The sequence below is a fragment of the Nonomuraea rubra genome, assembly GCF_014207985.1.
In the GTDB taxonomy this organism is placed as follows: Bacteria; Actinomycetota; Actinomycetes; order Streptosporangiales; family Streptosporangiaceae; genus Nonomuraea; species Nonomuraea rubra.
The window spans coordinates 8,995,678-9,017,146 of record NZ_JACHMI010000001.1; the positions used below are offsets into that span (position 1 = coordinate 8,995,678).

Sequence of the window (21,469 nt, forward strand, 5' to 3'; positions counted from 1 at the left end):
CCAACGACCGTCCCGTTCGGGACCTTCGCCTCTGAGCGCCGCCGCTTTCGCGAGGTGTGATGAAGACAACCGACAAGGAGGCAGTCATGCGCATGACCGTCGCAGACGTGATGACGGACAAGGTCGTCGCCGTATCCGCCGCCACCCCGTTCAAACAGATCGCCGAGACGCTCATCACCGGCGGCATCAGCGCCGTCCCGGTCACCGACGACGACAACCATGTGCTCGGCATGGTGTCGGAGGCCGACCTGCTGCGCAAGGAGGAATTCCGGGAGCAGTTCTACCGCGAGGGCTACCGGCCGCCGCTGCGCGCCCGGCTGCGCCACCCCAAGGGCCGGCGGAAGGCCGAGGGTGACACCGCCGCCGAGCTGATGACCAGCCCCGCCGTGACCATCACGCCCGCCGCGGCCGCGGTGGAGGCCGCCCGGCTCATGGACGAGCGCGACGTCAAGCGGCTCGCGGTCGTCGACTACGACGGCCGCCTGGTGGGCATCGTCAGCCGCCGCGACCTGGTCAAGCTGTTCCTGCGCGGCGACGAGGCCATCGCCGCCGAGGTGCGCGACGATGTTCTCGACCGCAGCCTGTGGGTCAACACCGACGGAGTCCGGGTGGACGTGCGCCAGGGCGTCGTGACGCTGTCCGGCTGGATGGAACGCCGCACCGAAGCAGCGATCGCCGTGCGCATGGCCGGCCGGGTCAACGGTGTGGTCGACGTCGTCGACAAGCTCACCTGGAAGGCCGACGACTCCAAGTGGGAGGGCAGGTAGCCATGCTCGTGCGCGAGGTCATGACGGGCCCGGCCATCACCGTCCGCCGCACCGACCCGGTGCGGCGGGCCATCCGGACCCTCTACGACAACAACATCACCGCCGCTCCCGTCGTGGACGACGCCGGCCACCTGGCCGGCGTGGTCAGCGAACTGGACCTGCTGCGCGGCGAGTTCGAGCCCGACCCTCGCGCCACCGTCCTGCCCGCACAAGAGGCGCACGAGCCGCCGCCCCGCCGCGTCATGGAGGTCATGACCCGCCAAGCCGTCACCGTCACCGAGACCACCGACGTCACCACCGCCATCGACCTCATGGTGGGCAAACGGATCAAGAGCCTGCCCGTGGTCCGCGGCGAACAGATCGTCGGCATGGTCAGCCGCCGCGACCTCATGGCGATGCTGGCCCGCCCCGACCACGAGCTGCGCGAGGCGGTCGCAGCAGCCCTGCGTGAGCAGTACCCGTCCGGCCCGAGCTGGGAGGTCACCGTACGTGACGGTGTCGCCGAGCTGAGCGGGCCGCCCCACGAGCATGCCGACCACATCGCCGACGTGCTCGCCCGTACCGTGCCCGGCATCGTCCGGGTCAAGCACGTCAGGAGATCACCATGAGAGCCATCGTCGAGAACGTCATGACCACCGAGGTGGCCGCCGTCAACGAGAACGCGTCCTTCCACACCGTGGCCGAGCTGCTCATCAGCCGGGGCGTCAGCGGGGTGCCCGTGCTGGACGACGACAACCGCGTGCTGGGCGTCGTGTCCGAGGCCGACCTGCTGGCCAAGGAGGAGTTCAAGGAGCGCTACTACGGCGACGGCTACCGGCCGCCGCTGCGCGCCCGCATCCGGCACACCGCCGGCAGCGAGGGCAGCGGCTACCGCAAGTCGCTCGGTGAGACCGCCGGCGCGCTCATGACCAGCCCCGCCCACGTCACCACCCCCGACGCTCCCGTCGTGTCGGCCGCCCGGCTGATGGACCGCTACGGCGTCAAGCGCCTGCCCGTGGTCGACGCCGACGGCCGCCTGGCCGGCATCGTCAGCCGCCGCGACCTGATCAAGGTCTTCCTGCGCCTGGACGAGGAGATCGAGCGGGCGGTGCGCGAGGCCCTGCACGGCAAGGCCGACGTCGCCGTGGCCGACGCCGTCGTCACGCTGAGCGGCACGTACGCCGAGCGCAGCCAGGCCGTCACCGCCGTCCGCCTGGCGGAGAACATCGACGGCGTCGTGGCCGTGCACGACGAACTCGGCTGGAAGCACGACGACATCGCCGACCTGCCCGTCTGGGGCGGCGCATGACCTCGGGCCGGTCGATCCAGTGATCGGCTCACCACGCAAGGACGGACACGCCGTCGCGGACACGCCCGCGACGGCGTGATCAACGTGGTGCACGGTCAAGGACAAGGACGAAGTCCGTCGTAAACCAGGACTGACGGCACCGGGCGGCGGCTGCGGAGCGGGTGGGAATGAGAATCGCCGTTCTCGGCGCCGGTCCATGGCACCACGGTGCCGCCCTGGTCTCCAAGCGGCACGACACGATCGTGTGGTCCCGCGATCGCGGAATCGTCGAAGAGTTCAGCTTCAGGCACCGATCCAGGTGTACCTTCCCAGGTTCGCCCTGCGCTCGGCCCTCACGCGAAGGCCGCGGCCACCGTCATCGCCACCGGGAACGAGGCCACTAGAACGGTCGTCATCGGGCTCGGAAACGACTATCGCGGCGACGACGGCGCCGGGCTCGCGACCGCCCGCCTGCTGCGCGGGCTGGGCGTGCCGGTGATCGAGAACGGCGGCGATCCGGCGGAGCTCATCGAGGCGTGGACGGGCGCTGACGTGGCCGTCGTGGTCGACGCCGCGTGCTCGGGCGAGCCGCCGGGTGTGGTGCGCCGGTTCCGCGGCGTTCCGTCCCTGCCGCACGGTGGGGCGAGCAGCCACGTCCTGTCCCTGGCCGATGCCGTGGAGCTGGCGCGCGCACTCGGCCGGATGCCCGGCGAGCTGCTCTCCCACCAGCATGTCGATGACCCGGTGCGAGCCCACCAGCGTGCGCATGGTGACCCGCCCGGGATGGCCGGCGACCACGGTGCCGATGCGGGTCGCGCACGCACCCTCAGGCCGTGCGCGCATGGCGGCGAGCACCGCCTCGGCCCTGGCCGGGTCGACGAACGCCACCAGGCAGCCCTCGTTGGCCACGTGCAGCGGGTCCAGGCCCAGCAGGTCGCAGGCGGCGGCGACCTGGGCCGGGATGGGGACGGCCGGCTCGTCCAGCTCCACGCCCACGCCGGAGGCGGCGGCCAGCTCGTTCAGCGCGCTGGCGAGCCCGCCCCTGGTCGGATCGCGCAATGTGTGCACCCCGCAGGCGCCTGCCGTGATCATCGCGGCGGCCAGGCGGTGCAGCGGCCTGCTGTCGGAGGCCAGTGAGCTCTCGAATCCGAGCCCTTCCCTGGTGCTCAGGATGGTGATCCCGTGCAGGCCGATCGGGCCGGACAGCAGCACGGCGTCGCCGGGGCGGCCGTTCGCGGCGGCGACGTGCGCGCCAGGCAGCCGCACGCCGATCCCGGTGGTGGTGACGAACAGCCCGTCGGCCGCGCCCTTGCCGACGACCTTGGTGTCGCCGGTCACGACGCGGACGTCACAGGCTCGCGCGGCCTCGGCCACGGAGGTGGTGACGCGGCGCAGCTCGTCCAGCGGCAGCCCCTCCTCCACGATGTAGGCCAGACTCAGCGCCACGGGTACGGCGCCCATCATGGCCAGGTCGTTGACCGTGCCGTGCACGGCCAGCGACCCGATGTCGCCTCCGGGGAAGAAGCGGGGCGTGACCACGAACCCGTCGGTGGACAGCACGATCTCCGGCGCGCCGGTGGTGACGATCGCGGCGTCCTCCAGCGTGCCGGCGCCGAGGCGGGGGCGGCCAGCGGCTCGTACTCCGTCCAGCCCATCACCGCGCACACGTGCCCGGCCGCCAGGAAGGCGTCCACGGAGGCGGACTCCATGATCGCGGCCATCGCTGGAGGCACCAGGACGTGGCTGACCAGGACGCTGAAGTTGCCGAGGTGTTCCGCGTCCGCGCGGAGCACGGCCATCGCGTTGGCCGGCGCCGTGGTCTCGAAGCCGACCGCGAAGAACACCACCTGCCGGTCCGGGTTCGCCGCCGCCAGCTTCACGGCGTCCAGGGGCGAGTAGACGACGCGCACGTCCGCGCCGCGCGCCTTGGCCGACAGCAGGTCCGCACCGGAGCCGGGCACGCGCAGCATGTCGCCGAAGGAGGTGAAAATGACCTCAGAGCGGGCGGCGATGGCCAGTGCCCGGTCGATGGTGGCCAGTGGCGTCACGCACACCGGGCAGCCGGGCCCGTGCACCATCCGCACCGGGATCAGCTCGTCGATGCCCTGCCGGACGATGGTGTGCGTCTGCCCGCCGCACACCTCCATGATCGACCACGGACGGGTGGCGGCGGCCCGGATCTCCCGCACGAGGCGGCGGGCGAGCACGGGGTCCCGGTACTCATCGAGATATCTCATCCAGCCCTCCCGGGATCGCCCGGAGCACCGCGAGCGTACGCAGCGCCTCGTCCTCGTCCAGCAGGGAGATGGCGAAGCCGACGTGCACGATCACGTAGTCGCCCGGCCCCGCCCCGGGGGTGTAGGACAGGCATGCCTCCCGGCGCAGCCCGTCGAAGTCCACGGTGCCCATCTCGCCGTCGCGGGCCACGATCCTTCCCGGTACGCCCAGGCACATCCTGACCAGCCTCCTCCGCCTTGTTCTGTCAGCGTGCGCCTCATCCTCGAGCGGGGGCAGCGGCGAACGTCCCGCGTGCCGGGGCCGAAGGTCCCGGGCCTCAGCCCGTCCGGACCACGGCGACCGTGCAGCGCGCGTGGTGCAGAACGCCCCTGCTGACCGAGCCCAGCAGCGCCGAGCTCAGGGCCCCGCGCCCATGGGAGCCGACCACCAGCAGGTCTGTTTCCTCCGACGCCTGGGTGAGCGCCTCGACAGCGTCGGCGTACCGGATGTCCTCGATCACGGTGACGTCCAGGTACTGCCGCTTGAACGGCTCCAGGCACGCCCTCACCATGTCCTCGCGGGCAAGACGATCCTCGCCCGCCTCGTGCGGCAGCTCGGTCCCGAACGCCTGGACGGGCCGCCGCCAGGCGTGCACGGCCCGCAGCGTGCTGCCGCGCAGGGCGGCCTGCTGGAAGGCGTAGACCAGCGCCGGCGTGCAGTCGGGCGAGTCGTCCACGCCCACCACGATCTGCCCGTAGGCCGACCGCTGCCCACCGTGGACCACCACGACGGGCGCCTCGGCCTGACCGGCGACGTGGTCACTGACCGACCCCAGGAGTGCGCCGGTGACCGCGCCGAGCCCCCTGCTGCCGATCACCACCTCGACGGCCGCCTTGCCCTGCTCGCGCAGGATCCGCGCGGGCGGCCCCTCCTCCAGCACGGTCGTCACCTCGACGCTGGGCTGGCGCTCGTGCACCAGCGCCATCGCCTCGTTCAGCGCCTTCTGACCGGCACGGCGCAGCTGGTCGGGCCGATCGGCGTCCGGGTACTTCGCGATCTGGTACGGCTGCCGGTCCACCGCGTAGACGAGCCTCAGCGGCTGGTGCATGCGGAAGGCGTCATTGGCGGCCCACGCCACGGCGGCACGCGCCGGCACGGAGCCGTCGACCCCCACAACAATCATGATGTCCTCCTTCGTTACCACCATCTGACCGGAGTCGCCAGGCGACGTGCAGGGCCGGAAGTCCCGGAAGCAGGGAGCCGAAGGACCGCGGGACGAAGCCGGAACGGCTCGGTGGGCCAGGCGCCGGGCCGATCCCCGCACATGCCGGCGCCCACCTCCGGTGTGCCGGAGGTGGGCGTCTGGTCGTTCGCACTACTTCAGCCAGGCGTTGCGCTGGACGATCGGCAGGTTGCCGAGCCCGAACGTGGTGCCCGCGCCGGTGAGGGCGAGGCCGATGAGGACGATCGAGTAGATGATGTGGTCGTCCATGAACGGGTTGTTGGCCAGGGGCAGCTCGGCCGCCCACATCAGGACCAGCATCGCGGTGCCGGCACCGGCGGCGATGCGGGTGCCGATGCCGAGGATCAGGGCCAGGCCGATGCCAAGCAGACCGGCCATGAACAGCCAGTCGACCCACGCCTGCCCGGCGAGGCCCGAGAAGAAGCCGCCGAGCGCGTTCTCGCCGGTGCCCTTGAGGAACCCGGTCGTGGGGCTGCCGCCCTCGATCCAGGCGCGGTTGGCAGGGGTCGCGAAACCCCAGCCGAAGGTCTTGTCCAGGAACGCCCACAGGAAGATCCAGCCGATCGAGATCCGGGCGGCGGCCCAGACGTAATCGACGGGACGGCGGGCGTGAGCGGCGCCGGTCTCCATGACGGGCCTGCTGAGGGTGGCGGCCATGATGGCCCCCTTTCGAGGGGTGATTCGCCGTTTCTGTGTCATCTCAAGCACACCGCTAGCGCGGCTCGCGCAGCAGTGCCGTAGGGCCCGCGGCACCGGGACCTTCGTCCCCTGCCGCTCAGGATTCCTCCTTGCGGGGCCGCACCACCGCGACCGGGCAGGTCACGTGATGCAGGACGCCGTGGCCGACCGAGCCCAGCACCGCCGAGGTGAAGCCGCCTCGCCCGCGCGAGCCCACGACCACGAGGTCGGCCATCGCGCCGGCCCTGGCCAGGACGCCCACCGGGTGTCCGGACAGCGTCTCGTGGGTGATGTCGAGGTCGGGGTTCTTCTCGCACCACCGCGTCAGGTTCTCTGTCACCGCCCTGGACTCCTCCTGGTAGACCTCCACCATGAGGCTGTTCCAGGCGGTCAGGTACGGCGAGAAGATCGGTGTCTGCCAGGCGTGGAGCACGTGCAGGCGCGCACCGTGGGCTCGGGCGTGTTCGACGGCGTACTGCATGGCAGCCTCGGCGTGCTCGGAGTTGTCGTAGCCGACGACCACGCGGCCGTGCTTGGTGTTGTCAGGGCCTCGCACGATCACGACCGGGCCTGTGGCGTGCCCGGCCACGGCGAGGCTCACGGAGCCGGCCAGCATCCCGGCGAGCTCGCCGAGGCCTCGGCTGCCCAGGACCACGCTGTCGGCGGTCTCGGACTCGGCGAGCAGCCGGTCGACCACGGTGCCTGCCACCAGTTCCGTGGTCACCTGGATGCCGCCCGCCGTTGCGCGGGCCAGGTCGGCGGCGGAGGTCAGCGTGTTCGCGCAGCATCCCCTCGCGTGTTCCCCTGGCCGTTGCTCACGCACGTGCACGATGCGCAGGCCCAGGTGCCTGCGCTCGGCGTCGGCCGCCGCCCATTGCACGGCGGCCTTCGCCGCTGCGGATCTCTCCACTCCCACAACGATGTGTCCTGCCATCTCGCACCCCTTCGCTCCGATTTGTCACCTCCAACGTCGTCCCGGAGGGAGCTCAGCGCCCGGGGAGGAAGTCCCGATCAGGAGCGCCGTTGGTCCTTACCGGCGTCGCGTGCGGGACGAGAACGAGGTGACGGCTGTGCGCATGCCTCGCGCCGTCAGGCTGCGCGGCGGTGGACGATGAGGGCGAGCAGCGAGGCCAGCAGCAGGGCAGGAATCAGCAGGTCGAGCGGTTCGGCGTACGCCACTCCTGGGACACCCGCCTGCGCGACGAAGTACCGCGCCGTCAGGTAGTTGAGCTGGTACGCCCCGACGTAGACGCACGTCGCGACGCCCAGCGCGTACCCCCAGGCGGTGCGCAGCCACAGCAGCACGCCCGCCAGCACCAGGGTGGGCACGACCATGGTCAGGTCGAGGCCATGCCCAGGTGGATCTGGGCCTGGGGCAGCGGCCGCGCGTCCACCGGCAGCTCGCTGTGAGGGCCTGGCGGACGAGCGACACGCCGTACATGCCGGCCAGCGTGGCGGCTAGCAGGAGCAGCAGGCCGCCGGCCCAGCGCATCGCCGTCCGCGCCAAGTCGCCGGTGGGCACTGGCCGGGCTGAAACGACGTCTGGCGATGTCCTTCGGCGGCCGGACGCGGGACTTGCGGACACTGCGGGATGCGCTCGCCTCCTGTCCGAACGGTCTGTCGCAGGTGGCGATCGTCGGGCTCGGCAGGGTCGCCACGAGCGAACTGGCGCTGCTTCGCGACGTAGTCGACCATCTCGTCAGAGGACTCCACCCGGCAGCATGGGAGGGCCCGTGCTGCGTGAAGTACTTCGGCACCAGTGCGAAGGCCAGACGAGTGCCAAGCGGCGGACGTTCAATGCCCATAGATTCGCGCCGGGCCCTTCGGCATGACAGAAGGTCGGGCTAGGTGTTCTGCGGGGCTTGGCGGCCTATGACGTGTTGGTTGACGGCACCCCGAAATCAGCCGGCCCTTCGCCGGGTGCCCACGACGGAGAGGACCGCAAGCCCGCCGAGTGTCCAGGCCGTCACCACGGCGAGGTCGGTCCACGGCCACGGCCGTCCCGCCGGATCCAGCACGGCGAGGACCGTGTGGGAGACGTGCCTGAGCGGGAAGACATCACCGATGATGCGGAGCGCGGCGGGCAGTTCGCCCCCGATGACGAAGACGTCGGAGACGAAGGCCAGGGGCAGGAAGGTGCCGAGGGTGATCGCGTTGATCGTCTGCTGCTTGCTCGCGAAGGCCACCACGAGCGCTGCGAGGACGGTGAAACACGACGCTCCGGCGACGATCGCGGCGAGCATCCAGGGGATCATGCCGGGCTCGATCCTGACGCCGTAGCCGAGCGCCGCCACCAGCGCCAGCACCAGGGCGGTGGCGATGGTGACGAGCAGCGCGGTGGTGAGGTGGCCCGCATGGTATGCCCAGCGCGGCAGCGGAGTGCCGGCGAGCCGTTTGAGCACGCCGCGCTCGCGGTCACCGGCAGTGGCTTCGGCGATGTTCACGTAGGACGCCACGCCCACCGTGTATGTGATCATCGCGGCGAGCATGAAGACCGGCAGCCGCACCCCTGAGACCCGGGCGTCGGTGAAGATGAGTGAGATCAGCGCCAGGAGCAGCACCGGCAGGATGACGGTGAAGAACGCGGTGGACAGGTCCCGGCGCAGCCGGGAGAGCGCGTGCGCGACCTGACCGGCCAGCAGCGACACCGGTGAAGGACGGCCCTGCCGACGTGGCCGCCGCGTGATCGGCGCGGGAGCCTTCGCCGTCCGCGCCGGGGCGGGTTCCCAGCGGAAGCGCCACACCGCCAGCGCCGCGCCGCCGATCCCCCAGGCCGCCAGCACCGCCAGGTGGTCGGCGTGGAAGCCGGCTCCGGTGAGGAACGGGTTCATCGCGTCGCGCACGGCATGGGCCAGATGCCGCAGCGGGAAGACCCAGCCCACGGCGTCCAGCCAGGCGGGCAGCCGGGCGCCGATGAGGATGACGTCGGAGATGAACGCCAGCGCCAGCAGCAGGCCGGTGCCGAGCAGTTGCACCGCCGCGGCGTTGCGCACCAGCGCGACCGCCGCGAAGCCGAGCGCGGTGAAGCATGCCGCCCCGATCAGCAGGGTGAGCAGCAGCGCGGGCAGCGTACGCCAGACCATCTGCGTGTCGTAGAAGACGACGCCCACCGCCAGCAGCGCGGCCACCGTCACCGTTGCGATGACCAGCGACGCCCCGGCCAGCCCTGCGAGCACCGCCGAGGCGGGCACCGGCGTGCCACGCAGCCGTTTGAGCCAGCCGCGGTCGCGCAGGTCGGCCAGGCGGATGGCCAGCGCGCCGAAGCAGCCCTGGGCGACGCCGAACACTGCCATGACCGGGATGACGAACTGCATCACCCGCACGTCCGAGCCGGGCTGGACGGCCTGGTTGCCCACCGCGGCACCGACGATCACCGTCATCAGCAGGGGCATCGCGACGGTGAAGACGGCCGCCATGGGGTTGCGGGCGAAGGAGAGGGTCTCGTGCCAGGCCAGCCGCGCGATCATGATGTCTCCTCGCTCACCAGGTCGAGGTAGACGTCCTCGAGCGACGGCCGGGCCAAGGTGAGGGAGGTCAAGTCGGTGCCGCGTTCCAGTGCCCAGCCGGTCAGCTCGTGCATGTCGCGGGCGGGCTGCTTGGTCTCGACCGTTACCGCCGGGCCGCGCGCCTCGATGTGGCCGGTGAGGGGCGGCAGGTCGGCGGCGGCCGTACCCTCGGGCAGGCGGAAGGTCAGCACGCTGGTGTGCTCGGCCGCGATGAGCGTGTCCGGCGCGCCGGAGGCGATCACGCGGCCCGCGCGCAGCACCGCGACCCGGTCAGCCAGATGCTGGGCCTCGTCCATGTAGTGGGTGGTGAGCAGGATGGTCGTGCCGGACGAGCGCAGCCCGTCGATCAGCTCCCAGGCGTGATGCCGGGCCGAGGGGTCGAAGCCGGTGGTGGGCTCGTCCAGGAACAGCACCTCAGGACGCCCGACGAGGCCGAGCGCCAGGTCCAGGCGGCGCCGCTGCCCGCCGGAGAGCGTCCGCACGCGGGTGTCGCGCTTGTCCTTCAGGCCTGTCTGCTCGATGACCTCGCCCGGGTCGCGGGGGTGCGGGTAGAAGCCGGCGTACAGGCTGACCAGTTCGAAGACGGAGAACTCCTCCTCGAACCCGGCCTCCTGCAGCACGATCCCGATGTGCTCACGGTAGGCCCGCCCGCCGGTGGCCGGGTCGAAGCCGAGCACCGACACGTGGCCGGCATCGCGCTTCCGATGCCCTTCCAGGATCTCCACGGTGGTGGTCTTGCCCGCGCCGTTCGGCCCGAGCAGTGCGAACACCTCTCCGCGTTCGACGACGAAGCTCACCTCGTCGACGGCTTTCACCGTCCCATACTCTTTGCGTAGTCCTTTTACGATCACCGCTGACATGTCGGTCCTTCCGTCCGGTTTCCAGACTGATCCGCTTCAGCCAGGCCGGGCAGGGCCGAAAGGCCCTTCTACGGGGCCGTGATGCGGAATATGGGGACCTGGGCCGCGATCGGCTGGAATTCCTCCAGTGGGGCGTGCCGGTTCACCGGAATGTGCGGGCGCGCGCCTGGCGCGAGGGCCAGGTAACGGCGCAGGATGGGAGCACGCTCGGCGGGGTCGACCTCGACGAGCCGGACGCTCCTGCGCCGACCGTGCCGCAGCACCGCCCCGCCACCGTTCGCGCGCAGGTTGAGCACCCAGTTGGTGTGCGGTCCCAGCATCGCCACCAGGTACCGCTCTCCTCGGTGGTCGGCCATCACCATGGGGAAGGAGATGATCCGTCCCGTCCGACGTCCGGGCACTTCCAAGGTCACCAGGTGGGGCACCAGGCCGCTGGAGTGCACCACCGTCCAGGACCGGTTCATGGCGCGTGCCAGGCGATTGGGGCGGCCACCGCGGTACATCCACCGGAGCCAGCGCCCGGAGCGGCGCGTGTCGGATTTCATGATCTGCTCCTCAGCTCGCCCAGGCCCGCAGGCCATAGGATCTTCCGTGGCCGCACCCAGGCCGCCGCCCTGGCCGCCCGGTTGCGGGCCGAACGCAAGGAATGACGGGTCACCCGTGTGACAACCGCGCCGCCGCCACTGCCGCCTGGCCGTAGCTGATGCCGGCGTCGTTGACCGGCACCCGCTCGCCGATGTACGGCTCGAAGCCCGCCGCCGACAGCCGGGCCAGCACGTCGGTGGCCAGCAGCCGGTTCTGGAACACCCCGCCCGCCAGGCACACCTGGGTGACGTCGTGCTCGGCGGCGGCCCGCTCGCACAGCAGCACCGTCACAGCCGCGATCGTGGCGTGAAAGGCGGCGGCGATCCGGCCGACCGGCTCGCCATCCGCCTCAGCCTCCAGCAGGTGCCGCAGGGTGGCCACGCAGTCGTATACCCACAGCCCGTCGTGGCGCTCCAGCCGCCAGGCCAGCGGCTCGGCCCCAGGAAAGCCCGCCGCGGCCTGTTCCAGCCGGGTGGCGGCTTCACCCTCGAAACCGTTCACCTCGCACAGGCCCAGCAGCGCCGCGGCGGCGTCGAACAGGCGGCCGGCGCTGGAGGCGTCCGGACAGTTCACGCTTCGCGCGATCATGCGGGCGATGACCTCTTGTCCGGGCAGGTGCCCGGGGACGGACCCGGTACTGAGTTCACCGCCGAGCAGGTAACCGAGAGCCATGCGGGCGGGCCTGCGCACGGCCGCCTCGCCGCCGGGCATGGGCGCGCGGGAGAAGCGGCCCAGCCGCCGGTAGCCGCCGTAGGAGGCCAGCAGCAGCTCGCCGCCCCAGAACGTGCCGTCGTCGCCCAGGCCGAGCCCGTCGTAGGCCACGCCGAGGAACGGCGGCTGCAACCGGTGCTCGGCGGCGACGGCGGCGACGTGGGCGTGGTGGTGCTGGACGGCGATGCGGCTCGGCCAGCGTCGCGCCAGGCGGGTCGACAGGTAGCCGGGATGCAAGTCGTGCGCGGCGTGCAGCGGCTCGATGCCTTGCAGGTGGCTCAGGTGATCGAGGGCTTGGTCGTAGGCCTGCAGTGTTTCGGCGTCGGACAGGTCGCCGATGTGCGGCCCGAGCACCGCCCGGTCGCCGTCGGCGAGAGTGAAGGTGCTCTTCAGCTGAGCTCCCACGGCCACCAGGGGCGGCGCCGCGGCGGGCAGGCGCAGCAGCGCGGGGGCGAGCCCGCGCCCACGCCGGATCGTGATCGAGTCTCGCCCGAACGAGCGGATCACCGAGTCGTCGTAGCGGGCCACGATGGGCCGGTCGTGGGTGAGGACGCCGTCCACGGCCAGGCCGGAGATCTCGATGGTCGGCATGGGGCTGTCGGCGTGGTTGGCGCTGGTCACCACGAGGGGACGGCGCAGCGCGTCCAGGAGGAGGTGGTGCAGCGGCGTGTACGGCAGGAACAGTCCGATGTCCGGCATGCCGTGGCAGACGCCGGGCGAGAGCACGCCGTGCCGTCGCGGCGCCAGCACGATGGGCGCGGACGGTGCGGTGAGCAGGGCGCGGTCGGCGTCCGACAGGCCGGCCAGCGCGCCTGCCGTGATCGTGTCGCGCACCATGACCGCCAGGGGCTTGCCGGCGCGGGCCTTGAGCTCGCGTACCCGGGACACGGCTTCGTCGTTGATGGCGTCGCAGACCAGGTGGAAGCCGCCCAGGCCCTTGACGGCCACGACGGCGCCGGCCGCGATGGCGTCCGAGGCGGCCCGCAGCGCGGTCTCGCCCGTCATGGCCTGCCAGCGTAGGCGGGGGCCGCAGGACGCGCATGCGATCGGCTCGGCGTGGAAGCGCCGGTTCGACGGGTCGCGGTACTCGGTGGCGCAGGCCGGGCACATCGCGAAGCCTCGCATCGACGTTCGTGTCCGGTCGTAGGGCAGGCTGCCGATGATGGTCGCCCTGGGGCCGCACGCCGTGCAGTTGATGAACGGGTAGCGGTGGCGCCGGTTGGCCCGGTCGAACAGCTCGCGCAGGCAGTCGGCGCAGGTGGCCAGGTCGGGCGGGATCTCGCTGCCGGTCGCGGGCGTGACGTCGCTCGCCACGATCTCGAAGCCTGATGTCTGCTGCTCCGCCGGCACCGGCGTGACGAGCACGTCCCGGACGCGGGCGGCGCTGGGCGGCTGGGTGCGCAGGCCGGAGACGAACGCCTCCAGCGACGCCGGCGGGCCGGTGGCGGAGATGACCACGTGCCCGCCGGCGTTCCTGACCTGTCCCCGGATCCCGATGGCCGTTGCCAGCCGGTGCACGAACGGCCGGAAGCCGACGCCCTGCACGATGCCGTGCACCTCGATGTGCCATGCCGTGTCCACGACGGCGGCCCTACATCAGCGGCGGGACGACGATGAGGTCGTCGTCCTCGGCGGCCAGGTCGCCCACGACGTCCACCACGCCTTCGACGTTGCGGACGGCTTCGACGAGGGCGATCGCCTGCGACCGCCAGCGCACCTGCCCGCCGATCTTCACCATGCCGGCGTCGATCTCGACCGTGAACGGGCCGGGCTCCGGCAGCAGGGCACGGATGTCGGCCTCCAGCTCGCCGGAGGGGCGGGTGAAGACGCGAAGCACGTCCCGCTGGTGCAGGGTGCCGATGACCCTCCCGGTGACGACGTCGATCACGGGCAGCTGCTTGATGCGCTTGGTGTGCATCAGCCGGGCGGCGTCGCGCACGCTGGTGCCCGGGGTGACGGTGATCGCGGGGGAGGTCATCAGCTGGGATGCCGTGACCGCGGCGGCCTTCTGGTGGTCGCGCCGCTGCTTGCGGGTCTCGAACAGTGACACGCTGTGCCGTACGGTGTCGATCTCCTTGAGCAGGAGATCGTCCTCGGAGACCACGCCCATCGGGCGGCGGTCTGCGTCGATGACGGTGACCGCGCCGACCGCGAACCGCTTCATCGCGGCCACGATCTCGGCGAACGAGGCGTCCGCCTGCACGGCGATGGCCACGCGTCCCATGACGTCCTTGACTTCGATCGACATGATGTCCACCTCTCTTTCACCTCCAGGCTCGCGTACGGCGGCTTGGGCGGTCAGCGGCGAACGTCCCCGATGACCATGACGAAGGTCCCGCGTCGTCAGGCGCGGACCACGGCGACCGGGCAGCGGGCGTGGTGCAGGACGCCGCGGCTGACCGAGCCGAGCAGCGCCGCTCCCAGGGTTCCTCGCCCGTGCGAGCCCACCACGAGCAGATCCGCCTGTTCGGTCGCCGCGGTGAGGGCGTCCGCCGGTTGCGCACAGGGCACGTCCTCGACGACCGTCACCTGCGGGTGGTCCTGGCCTGCGGCCTTGACCCGGTCGTGGACGGCCTGGTGCTGTGTGGCGCGGACTTCGTCCAGGTCGTAGGGGGCCTCGGGAGCGTAGGCGTGCACCGGCAGCTGCCAGGCGTGCACGGCCCTGAGCGTCGCGCCGCGCAGCTGTGCCTGTTCGAAGGCGTAGGCCAGGGCGGGCTCGCACTCCGGCGAGTCGTCCAGCCCCACGACGACCTCGCCGTGCACGGGCCGGTGCTGGGCCCGCACCACCACGACGGGACAGCGGACGTGCCCGGCCACGTGGGCGCTCACCGAACCCAGCAGCGCGCCGGAGAGCCCGCCGAGACCGCGGCAGCCGACCACCAGCTCTGTCGCGTCCCCGGCCAGCTCGCGCAGCACTTCGGCTGGCGTGCCCTCCATCTCACGCGTGGTGACCTCAGCGGACGGCTGCCGCTCGCGGACGAGAGCCTCCGCCTCCCGCAGCACCCGCCGCCCCTCCTTGTGGAGGGAGTCCGGCAGCACCGCGTCGGGGCGCTTGCCGACCAGGTACCACGACGTATCGGTCACGTGCACGATGTGCAGCGGCACGTGCCTGCGGGCGGCGTCGCCGGCCGCCCACTCCACAGCGGCCCGTGCGGCCACGGATCCGTCAACTCCTACGATGATCATGATTTCCTCCTTCGTCACCTCTCATCGGACCTCATACGTGTCCGCGTGGCGCAGGGCCGGAGGTCGCCGGTGCAAGGGACGAAGGGCCTCTGCCTGCGGCGGTCCCGGCGACGCACCGGACAGGGCCTGGGGACATCGCCGATCCGCTTCCGCCGGCGGGGGCAGCCGCATGCTCAGCCGCACGGCGGTGCCCTCGGGTCCGGTGGTGAAGGCGACCTCGTCGGCCAGGCGGCGCATCAACCAGATCCCCCGCCCGCCGGGCGCGGTGGGCGGCGGAAGGGAGGCGCCGGCGAGAATCCGCGCGGGAATACCGGGTCCTCGGTCGCTGATCTCGCAGCGAAGAACGCCGTCCCCGCACCACAGGCTCAGCCTGCCTGCTCCGCCGCCGTGCGCCACGGCGTTGACCACGCCCTCGTCGACCGCCAGGAGGAAGTCGTCGAGGCGAGCCCCGTCCAGTCCCCGTTCCCGCGCCGCGTGCAGGAGCACGCGGCGCGTGTGCTTCAGGCAGATCTCGTCGAAGCGCAGGGTGATCACCGGAAGGGTTCTCATGCGAGCGTCAGGCCATCCGCTGGGCCATCTCGACGAGCCGGTTGGCGTAGCCCCATTCGTTGTCGTACCAGCCGAAGACCTTGACCAGGTCGCCGCTCGCCTGGGTGAGGGCGGAGTCGAACACGCAGGAGGCGGCGTCGCCGATGATGTCGCGGGAGACGAGCGGGTCGGTGCTGTAGCGCAGGATGCCGTGCAGGTCGTCCCGGGCGGCACCGGCGAAGACGTCGTTGATCTCCTGGGCGGTGACCGGGCGGCTGAGCTGGGCGGACAGGTCGGTGATGGAGCCGTCCTCGACGGGCACCCGGATGGCGACGCCGTCCAGGCGGCCCTCCAGCTCAGGCAGGACCTGGCCGACCATGCGGGCGGCGCCGGTCGTGGTGGGCACGATGTTGACGGCGGCCGAGCGGGCCCGGCGCGGGTCCTTGTGCGGGGCGTCCAGCAGCATCTGGTCGCCGGTGTAGGCGTGGATGGTGGTCATGAAGCCGCGCACCAGGCCGAACCGCTCGTGCAGCACCTTCACCATCGGGGCCACGCAGTTGGTGGTGCAGGAGGCGAGCGAGACGATCTCGTGCCGGACCGGGTCGTAGGCGGCGTCGTTGACTCCGGGCACGATGGTGGCGTCCAGGCCCTTGCCGGGGGCCGACAGCAGCACCTTGCGGGCGCCGGCCTTCAGGTGGCTCGCCAGGGCGTCCCTGGTGCGGAAGCGGCCGGTGGCGTCGATGACCAGCTCCACGTCGTGAGCCCGCCAGTCGATCTGGGCGGGGTCGGCGCAGCCGCTCACGGCGAGCTTCCGGCCGTCGACCTCCAGTAGGCCGGGGGCGGCGGTGACGGGCAGGTCCAGCGGCCCGTACGTGGAGTCGTGCCTGAACAGGTGAGCCAGCGTGGCCGGGTCGGCGATGTCGTTGACGGCGACGATCTCCAGGTCGGTGCGGAGCGCGCGGCGCAGGACGGCTCTGCCGATCCTGCCGAATCCGTTGATTCCGAGTCTCATGCCTTCATCGTCCGGCGCTCGGGGCTCGCGGGTCAGAGACCACGGTCCCGCGTGCGTGGGACCTTCGGCCCCTTGCCGGAGTCCGGCACGCGAAGGCGCCCGCCGGACGGGGAGGCGGCAGAGCCGTGGGTCCCCGTCCATCGGGCCTGCGCGCCGTGTCAGGCTGTCGTGACGGGGAACGACGCCACCAGGCTCTGTCCCCACTGCCTGGCCCGCTCCAACTCCCCCGCCGCCAGCGGTCCTTCCGTGCCGGTGACGTAGAAGCTCTGCGCCGGCGCCACGGCCCGGACGCCGATGCGGCGCAGGCGCCTGGCGATGCCACGGGCGGCGGAGCCGGGCACGCGCGGCTTGGCGACGCGCGTGTCGAAGGCGGCCGAGCGGACCGCGGACGAGGCCGTGGCGAGCGCCGACAGCCACTCGCGCACGCCATCACCTCGGGAGACCAGCGGGTGCGTGGTTTGCTGGGCGGCGGAGCGGCGGGTGGAGGCCCTGCTCATGGCGAAGGCGTGCGTCGGCCCGCCCACCACGAGCAGCCCGACCTCCGGCCCCACTTTCGCGGGCGCGGAGCCGACCTCGACCACCTCTGCTCGCAGGCGGGTGGCCAGCCCTTCGGCGACGGCCTCGGCGATCTGCTTGGTGTTGCCGAACATGGATTCGTACACGACCAGCGCGTCCATCACGCGCCTCCCATCGGGTTCTCGTGGGGCAGGACAGGTTCGAGGTGGAACATCCCGGTCACGACCTCGCCGGGTTCTGCGGCGGGCCTGGCCCGCCCGGCGACGGCCGACAGCACGTCCCGGGCCGTGACCAGCCCGAACAGCCCGTCGCCGGACACCACGGGCACGGCGTCGCAGCCGGCGTCGAGCATCAGGACGGCGACCCTGGTCAGCGGCGTGTCCTGCCGTACCCGCGGCACCTGTTCGCAGCCGAGCAGCGCCCGTACAGGACGGCTGGACTGCTCCTGCGGCCCGCCCGACCAGGACGCGGCGATCCGCTCGCGGGTCAGGATGCCGAGCACGTGCCGCCCGTCCACGACCGGTTGCCTACGGTCAGCGTCTCCACGGTCATGATCTCTCCTGCCACGAGGTGACCGGCCATGATGCCGCTCCTTCGGACGTCGGTCTGTCATCTCCACCGTCCCGGCAACCGGGTCCCGGCGCCCGGGGACGAAGTCCCGAGATCGGCGCCGTTGGTCCTCGGCAAGTTGTGTTCACCAGGAGGTGTGCAGGGTCGCCGGCGCCCAGTGCCGTACCACCCGAGGCCAGAGGAGCTTGGTCCTCACCAAGCACATCCGCATCCAGCGGCGGCACGCCGAGGGAACGCCCCTGCCATCGCGCGGTCCGCCGCGGAGTGACGGTGATCGCGGACCAGGTCATGAGGTGGGGCTACGGGCAACGCCGCAGGTCCCCACTGGTGGTCACCAGCGGGGGCGGCGGTGCTCGGTCTGGTCAGCCCTTCTTCGCCCAGTCGCCCAGCGACCACTCACGCACCTCGGGCATGTCTTCGAGGTGTTCGACGACGTACGCCTGGTGCTCGGCGAGTTTCCGCTCGCACCAGGCCATCAGGTCGCTGGCGCCGCGCGGCAGCCGCCTGGCGTTGTTGATGGCGTCCATGACCAGGTGGTAGCGGGAGGCGCGGTTGCGGACCGTCATGTCGAAGGGCGTGGTGGTGGTGCCCTCCTCGATGAAGCCGCGCACCCGGAACCGGTCGGCGTCCGGGCGGCCGTGCACGAGCTGGTGGATGGCGCCCGGGTAGCCGTGGAAGGCGAACACCACATCGACGGTGTCGGTGAACAGCTCGGTGAACAGGGTGCCGCTCATGCCGTGCGGGTGGTCCTTCGGGCGCGGCAGCGTCATCAGGTCGACCACGTTGACCACGCGGACCTTGAAGCCGGGCAGCCGTTCCTTGAGGATCTGCGCCGCCGCGACCGTCTCCATCGTCACCACGTCGCCGGCGCAGGCGAGCACGATGTCGGGGTCGCTGGTGCCGTCGTCGGTGCCGGCCCAGTCCCAGATCCCGGCCCCGCGGGCGCAGTGCTCGATGGCCTGGTCGATGTTCAGCCACTGCAGCTGCGGCTGCTTGTCGATGACGATGAGGTTGATGTACGACCGCGACCTCAGGCAGTGGTCGGCCACCGACAGCAGGCAGTTGGCGTCCGGCGGCAGGTAGACGCGGGCGACGTCGCCGCGCTGGGTCAGCACGACCTGGATCAGGCCGGGCCCTTGGTGGGAGAAGCCGTTGTGGTCGTTGCGCCAGGCGGTCGAGGTCAGCAGCACGTTGAGGCTGGGCACCTTGGCCCGCCACGGCAGCCGGCTCGCCTCCTGCAGCCACTTGCCGTGCTGCACCGTCTGGGAGGCGCTGACCATCGCGAACGCCTCGTAGGTGGCGAACATGCCGTGCCGTCCGGTCAGCGTGTAGCCCTCCAGCCAGCCGTGGCAGTTGTGCTCCGACAGCACCTCCATGACCCGCCCGTTCCGGCTGATCGCCACGTCCTCGGCCGTCACGCGTTCGGCGAAGGCGCGGTCGGACACCTCGAACACGGCGCCGAGCCGGTTGCTGTTGGTCTCGTCCGGGCAGAACAGGCGGAAGGTGTCGGGGTTGTCGCGGTACACGTCGCGCAGTAGCTCGCCGAGCCGGCGGGTCGACTCCGCGCGCAGTTGCGCCGGACGCGGCACCTCGACGGCGTAACCGCGGAAGTCGGGCAGGGCAAGATCCCGCGTCAGCAGGCCGCCGTTGGCGTGCGGGCTGGCGCTCATCCGCAGCTCCCCCTCCGGCGCCAGGCCGCGCACCAGCTCGGTCGGCGCACCGGTGGCGTCGAACAACTCCTCCGGCCGGTACGAGCGCAGCCAGCTCTCCAGGATCGCCAGGTGCTCCGGATTGTCGCGCACCCCGGACAGCGGCACCTGGTGCGAGCGCCACGTACCCTCCATCTGCACGCCGTCCACCTTGTCCGGGCCGGTCCACCCCTTGGGCGAGCGCAGCACGATCAGCGGCCACCGCGGCCGGGTCCCGTCCCACCCGCCGGTACGGGCCAGATGCTGGATGGTGCGGATCTTGCTCCAGGCCTCGGCCAGCGTCGCCGCGAAGCGGTGATGCATGCCCGGCAGGTCCGAGCCCTCCACCTCCAGCACCTCGTAGCCGTGGCCCTCCAGCAGCCGGCGCACCTCGTCAGGATCCTTGCGGGACAACACCGTGGGGCCGGCGATCTTCGCGCCGTTGAGGTGCAGGATCGGCAGCACGGCGCCGTCACGCTCGGGGTTGAGGAACGACAGGCCCTTCCACGACCCTTCCAGCGGCCCCGTCTCGGCCTCGCCGTCGCCCACCACCGCCACCGCCAGCAGGTCGGGGTTGTCCATGACGGCGCCGAAGGCGTGCACCAGCACGTACCCCAGCTCGCCGCCCTCGTGGATCGAGCCCGGCGTGGTCACCGAGACGTGGCTGGGAATGCCGCCCGGGCTGGAGAACTGCCGGAACAGCCGCAACATCCCGGCCTCGTCCTGGCTGACGTTCGGGTAGATCTCGCTGTAGGTGCCCTCCAGGTATCCGGCAGCCACCAGCGCCGGCCCGCCGTGCCCCGGCCCGGCGAGGTAGATCGCCTGCTGCGCGGTGTGCCGGATGAGCCGGGAGACGTGCGCGTAGATCAACGACAGGCCGGGGCTGGTTCCCCAGTGGCCCAGCAGCCGCGGCTTGATGTGCCGTGGCGCCAGCGGCTCGCGCAGCAGCGGATTGCCCTGCAGGTAAATCTGCCCGATCGTGAGGTAATTGTTGGCCCGCCACCAGGCGTCCAGTTGTTCGACCTCCCCGGCCTTCGGGGAGGCCAGTCTCTCCAGCATGTCTTCATCGACGGCCTTGCGGACCTGCTCATCCGAAACTGCGGTCATGAGGACGTTCCCTTCTCAGTGTGGGTTGCTGTAGTGCCCAAGGTGCGGCTGTTCAGTCCAGTCCCGCGGGCGGTGGGCTGACGGCACGGAGGATCGGTGGCGGCCGCACGCGAGGGGCCGGGCCCGCCGACGCCCGCAAGGATCATGGCCTCCTCTGTCACCACACCATCCGACCTCAGCCGAGGCCCCGGGAACAGGGCCAGAAGTCCCCACGACCGCAGGTCCAAGGGCCACCCGCTTGAGGGGAGCGTGTCGTCGATGGCGAAGGGACAAAGGCCCTGTCTGATATGGCGGGCGGCTGGGTAGCGTCACCCGAGGCGGCTCACACCTGGCTGCCGGCAATGTCATCACCGTGGAGGAGACGATCATGACCCACCCGGGCGATTTCGGGCGTCGCATCACCCATCACCGCACGAGGTTGAACCTGACGCTGGAAGAGGTGGCCGACCGCGCGGACATGTCGGCCGGATACGTGCAGTACCTGGAAGACCATCTGGGCACCCCCGACAGGGGCACGGTGACCCGGCTGGCCAAGGCGCTGGAGACCACGGTGGAGGATCTGCTGGGCGGAGGGTACGAGCGTCCGCCCGGCCCGGGAACCGCCGCGGAGAGCCCCGTGCTGGAGGTGCTGGAGCCCGCGGAGTGCCTGCGCCTGATCGCGCCGGGCGGCATCGGCCGGGTGGCGTTCAACGGCTCACACGGCCCGACGGTACTGCCCGTCAACTACAGGGTGCACGACGGTGCGATCGTCTTCCGCACCACCCACGGCGGCCCCATGGACCAGGACCTGCGAACAGGCGTGGAAGGCGTGGAGATCAAGATCGGCTTCCAGGTGGACCGGATCGACGAGCCGCGGCGCGAAGGCTGGAGCGTGCTCGTCCAGGGTCCCGCCCACCATGTGCCCGATGACGAAGTGGCCACGGTGAGCGGCGCCGGCGTCACCCCATGGGCGGGCGGCCAGCGGCACCTGTACATCCGCATCGTGCCCCACCAGATCACCGGCCGCCGCATCCACGGCCTCTGACCGC

At 71.5% G+C, this 21,469-nt stretch carries 21 protein-coding genes and 2 pseudogenes; 5 read left to right on the top strand and 18 right to left on the bottom strand.

The features are described from left to right. The first annotated feature begins 92 nt into the window (after positions 1 to 92). The 4 genes and pseudogenes from HD593_RS40935 to HD593_RS64715 form a co-directional block, all read left to right on the top strand. Complete coding sequence (locus HD593_RS40935) at positions 93 to 767, top strand: CBS domain-containing protein (protein WP_221525233.1); 675 nt, start codon at positions 93 to 95, stop codon at positions 765 to 767. Between the two features lie 2 nt (positions 768 to 769). After that, on the top strand, positions 770 to 1,375 hold the full coding sequence (locus HD593_RS40940; RefSeq protein WP_185107695.1) for a CBS domain-containing protein: 606 nt from the start codon (positions 770 to 772) through the stop codon (positions 1,373 to 1,375). Beyond that, positions 1,372 to 2,055, top strand: coding sequence for a CBS domain-containing protein (locus HD593_RS40945; RefSeq protein WP_185107697.1), 684 nt, complete (start codon positions 1,372 to 1,374; stop codon positions 2,053 to 2,055). The genes HD593_RS40940 and HD593_RS40945 overlap by 4 nt, the downstream gene beginning before the upstream one ends. A gap of 207 nt (positions 2,056 to 2,262) precedes the next feature. After that, positions 2,263 to 2,700, top strand: a pseudogene (locus HD593_RS64715) (hydrogenase maturation protease); the annotation flags it as partial. A gap of 105 nt (positions 2,701 to 2,805) precedes the next feature. On the opposite strand, the pseudogene hypE reads toward HD593_RS64715, so the two are convergent. From hypE to HD593_RS41040, 18 genes and pseudogenes are all read right to left on the bottom strand, one after another. Continuing rightward, positions 2,806 to 3,594: pseudogene (gene hypE / locus HD593_RS40955) on the bottom strand (hydrogenase expression/formation protein HypE); the annotation flags it as partial. After that, the gene (gene hypD, locus HD593_RS40960; RefSeq protein WP_246546984.1) at positions 3,495 to 4,271 is read right to left on the bottom strand and encodes a hydrogenase formation protein HypD; all 777 of its coding nucleotides are present in this window, start codon (positions 4,269 to 4,271) and stop codon (positions 3,495 to 3,497) included. The pseudogene hypE and the gene hypD, both read right to left, overlap by 100 nt. Continuing rightward, positions 4,255 to 4,488, bottom strand: a complete 234-nt coding sequence (locus HD593_RS40965; protein WP_185107699.1) for a HypC/HybG/HupF family hydrogenase formation chaperone — start codon at positions 4,486 to 4,488, stop codon at positions 4,255 to 4,257. The genes hypD and HD593_RS40965 overlap by 17 nt, the downstream gene beginning before the upstream one ends. A 100-nt stretch (positions 4,489 to 4,588) precedes the next feature. Beyond that, positions 4,589 to 5,434, bottom strand: a complete 846-nt coding sequence (locus HD593_RS40970) for a universal stress protein (RefSeq protein ID WP_185107701.1) — start codon at positions 5,432 to 5,434, stop codon at positions 4,589 to 4,591. 192 nt (positions 5,435 to 5,626) lie between these two features. Next, the gene (locus tag HD593_RS40975; RefSeq protein ID WP_185107703.1) at positions 5,627 to 6,151 is read right to left on the bottom strand and encodes a DoxX family membrane protein; all 525 of its coding nucleotides are present in this window, start codon (positions 6,149 to 6,151) and stop codon (positions 5,627 to 5,629) included. Positions 6,152 to 6,269: 118 nt separating this feature from the next. After that, positions 6,270 to 7,106, bottom strand: coding sequence for a universal stress protein (locus HD593_RS40980; protein ID WP_185107705.1), 837 nt, complete (start codon positions 7,104 to 7,106; stop codon positions 6,270 to 6,272). Between the two features lie 155 nt (positions 7,107 to 7,261). Continuing rightward, on the bottom strand, positions 7,262 to 7,507 hold the full coding sequence (locus HD593_RS40985; protein ID WP_185107707.1) for a hypothetical protein: 246 nt from the start codon (positions 7,505 to 7,507) through the stop codon (positions 7,262 to 7,264). Between the two features lie 566 nt (positions 7,508 to 8,073). After that, entirely contained in the window at positions 8,074 to 9,639 is a 1,566-nt protein-coding gene (locus HD593_RS40990; protein WP_185107709.1) for an ABC transporter permease, read from the bottom strand. Then, complete coding sequence (locus HD593_RS40995; RefSeq protein ID WP_312904074.1) at positions 9,636 to 10,493, bottom strand: ABC transporter ATP-binding protein; 858 nt, start codon at positions 10,491 to 10,493, stop codon at positions 9,636 to 9,638. Before HD593_RS40995 ends, HD593_RS40990 begins: the two co-directional genes overlap by 4 nt. A 113-nt stretch (positions 10,494 to 10,606) precedes the next feature. Continuing rightward, on the bottom strand, positions 10,607 to 11,083 hold the full coding sequence (locus HD593_RS41000; protein ID WP_221525234.1) for a nitroreductase family deazaflavin-dependent oxidoreductase: 477 nt from the start codon (positions 11,081 to 11,083) through the stop codon (positions 10,607 to 10,609). A 109-nt stretch (positions 11,084 to 11,192) separates the two neighbouring features. Continuing rightward, the gene (gene hypF, locus HD593_RS41005; protein WP_185107713.1) at positions 11,193 to 13,415 is read right to left on the bottom strand and encodes a carbamoyltransferase HypF; all 2,223 of its coding nucleotides are present in this window, start codon (positions 13,413 to 13,415) and stop codon (positions 11,193 to 11,195) included. Positions 13,416 to 13,425: 10 nt separating this feature from the next. After that, complete coding sequence (locus HD593_RS41010; protein ID WP_185107715.1) at positions 13,426 to 14,082, bottom strand: CBS domain-containing protein; 657 nt, start codon at positions 14,080 to 14,082, stop codon at positions 13,426 to 13,428. 95 nt (positions 14,083 to 14,177) lie between these two features. Continuing rightward, positions 14,178 to 15,020: a universal stress protein gene (locus tag HD593_RS41015; protein ID WP_185107717.1), complete on the bottom strand. Its 843-nt coding sequence runs from the start codon at positions 15,018 to 15,020 to the stop codon at positions 14,178 to 14,180. A gap of 21 nt (positions 15,021 to 15,041) precedes the next feature. Then, positions 15,042 to 15,569, bottom strand: coding sequence for an ATP-binding protein (locus tag HD593_RS41020; RefSeq protein ID WP_221525235.1), 528 nt, complete (start codon positions 15,567 to 15,569; stop codon positions 15,042 to 15,044). A gap of 7 nt (positions 15,570 to 15,576) precedes the next feature. Next, positions 15,577 to 16,560 carry a type I glyceraldehyde-3-phosphate dehydrogenase gene (gene gap / locus HD593_RS41025; RefSeq protein WP_185107720.1) on the bottom strand — a complete coding sequence of 328 codons (984 nt, stop codon included), beginning with the start codon at positions 16,558 to 16,560 and terminating at the stop codon, positions 15,577 to 15,579. A 158-nt stretch (positions 16,561 to 16,718) separates the two neighbouring features. Beyond that, positions 16,719 to 17,237 carry a flavodoxin family protein gene (locus HD593_RS41030; RefSeq protein WP_185107722.1) on the bottom strand — a complete coding sequence of 173 codons (519 nt, stop codon included), beginning with the start codon at positions 17,235 to 17,237 and terminating at the stop codon, positions 16,719 to 16,721. Further along, complete coding sequence (locus tag HD593_RS63815) at positions 17,237 to 17,593, bottom strand: CBS domain-containing protein (protein WP_312904076.1); 357 nt, start codon at positions 17,591 to 17,593, stop codon at positions 17,237 to 17,239. Before HD593_RS63815 ends, HD593_RS41030 begins: the two co-directional genes overlap by 1 nt. A gap of 415 nt (positions 17,594 to 18,008) precedes the next feature. Beyond that, complete coding sequence (locus HD593_RS41040) at positions 18,009 to 20,393, bottom strand: phosphoketolase family protein (RefSeq protein WP_185112431.1); 2,385 nt, start codon at positions 20,391 to 20,393, stop codon at positions 18,009 to 18,011. A 415-nt stretch (positions 20,394 to 20,808) separates the two neighbouring features. Between HD593_RS41040 and HD593_RS41045 the strand changes: the two genes are divergently transcribed. Further along, complete coding sequence (locus HD593_RS41045; protein WP_185107726.1) at positions 20,809 to 21,465, top strand: helix-turn-helix domain-containing protein; 657 nt, start codon at positions 20,809 to 20,811, stop codon at positions 21,463 to 21,465. Positions 21,466 to 21,469: the final 4 nt, after the last annotated feature.

What these genes read in the sequence shown, in the direction of transcription:
- HD593_RS40975 (WP_185107703.1), bottom strand. Translation starts at nt 6,151, where the DNA reads ATGGCCGCCACCCTCAGCAGGCCCGTCATGGAGACCGGCGCCGCTCAC.
- HD593_RS40990 (WP_185107709.1), bottom strand. Translation starts at nt 9,639, where the DNA reads ATGATCGCGCGGCTGGCCTGGCACGAGACCCTCTCCTTCGCCCGCAAC.
- HD593_RS40940 (WP_185107695.1), top strand. Translation starts at nt 770, where the DNA reads ATGCTCGTGCGCGAGGTCATGACGGGCCCGGCCATCACCGTCCGCCGC.
- hypD (WP_246546984.1), bottom strand. Translation starts at nt 4,271, where the DNA reads ATGAGATATCTCGATGAGTACCGGGACCCCGTGCTCGCCCGCCGCCTC.
- HD593_RS41040 (WP_185112431.1), bottom strand. Translation starts at nt 20,393, where the DNA reads ATGCTGGAGAGACTGGCCTCCCCGAAGGCCGGGGAGGTCGAACAACTG.
- HD593_RS40965 (WP_185107699.1), bottom strand. Translation starts at nt 4,488, where the DNA reads ATGTGCCTGGGCGTACCGGGAAGGATCGTGGCCCGCGACGGCGAGATG.
- HD593_RS41020 (WP_221525235.1), bottom strand. Translation starts at nt 15,569, where the DNA reads ATGAGAACCCTTCCGGTGATCACCCTGCGCTTCGACGAGATCTGCCTG.
- gap (WP_185107720.1), bottom strand. Translation starts at nt 16,560, where the DNA reads ATGAGACTCGGAATCAACGGATTCGGCAGGATCGGCAGAGCCGTCCTG.
- HD593_RS40935 (WP_221525233.1), top strand. Translation starts at nt 93, where the DNA reads ATGACCGTCGCAGACGTGATGACGGACAAGGTCGTCGCCGTATCCGCC.
- HD593_RS41000 (WP_221525234.1), bottom strand. Translation starts at nt 11,083, where the DNA reads ATGAAATCCGACACGCGCCGCTCCGGGCGCTGGCTCCGGTGGATGTAC.
- HD593_RS41015 (WP_185107717.1), bottom strand. Translation starts at nt 15,020, where the DNA reads ATGATCATCGTAGGAGTTGACGGATCCGTGGCCGCACGGGCCGCTGTG.
- HD593_RS40970 (WP_185107701.1), bottom strand. Translation starts at nt 5,434, where the DNA reads ATGATTGTTGTGGGGGTCGACGGCTCCGTGCCGGCGCGTGCCGCCGTG.
- HD593_RS40980 (WP_185107705.1), bottom strand. Translation starts at nt 7,106, where the DNA reads ATGGCAGGACACATCGTTGTGGGAGTGGAGAGATCCGCAGCGGCGAAG.
- HD593_RS41030 (WP_185107722.1), bottom strand. Translation starts at nt 17,237, where the DNA reads ATGGACGCGCTGGTCGTGTACGAATCCATGTTCGGCAACACCAAGCAG.
- HD593_RS40985 (WP_185107707.1), bottom strand. Translation starts at nt 7,507, where the DNA reads ATGGTCGTGCCCACCCTGGTGCTGGCGGGCGTGCTGCTGTGGCTGCGC.
- HD593_RS41010 (WP_185107715.1), bottom strand. Translation starts at nt 14,082, where the DNA reads ATGTCGATCGAAGTCAAGGACGTCATGGGACGCGTGGCCATCGCCGTG.
- HD593_RS41045 (WP_185107726.1), top strand. Translation starts at nt 20,809, where the DNA reads ATGACCCACCCGGGCGATTTCGGGCGTCGCATCACCCATCACCGCACG.
- HD593_RS40945 (WP_185107697.1), top strand. Translation starts at nt 1,372, where the DNA reads ATGAGAGCCATCGTCGAGAACGTCATGACCACCGAGGTGGCCGCCGTC.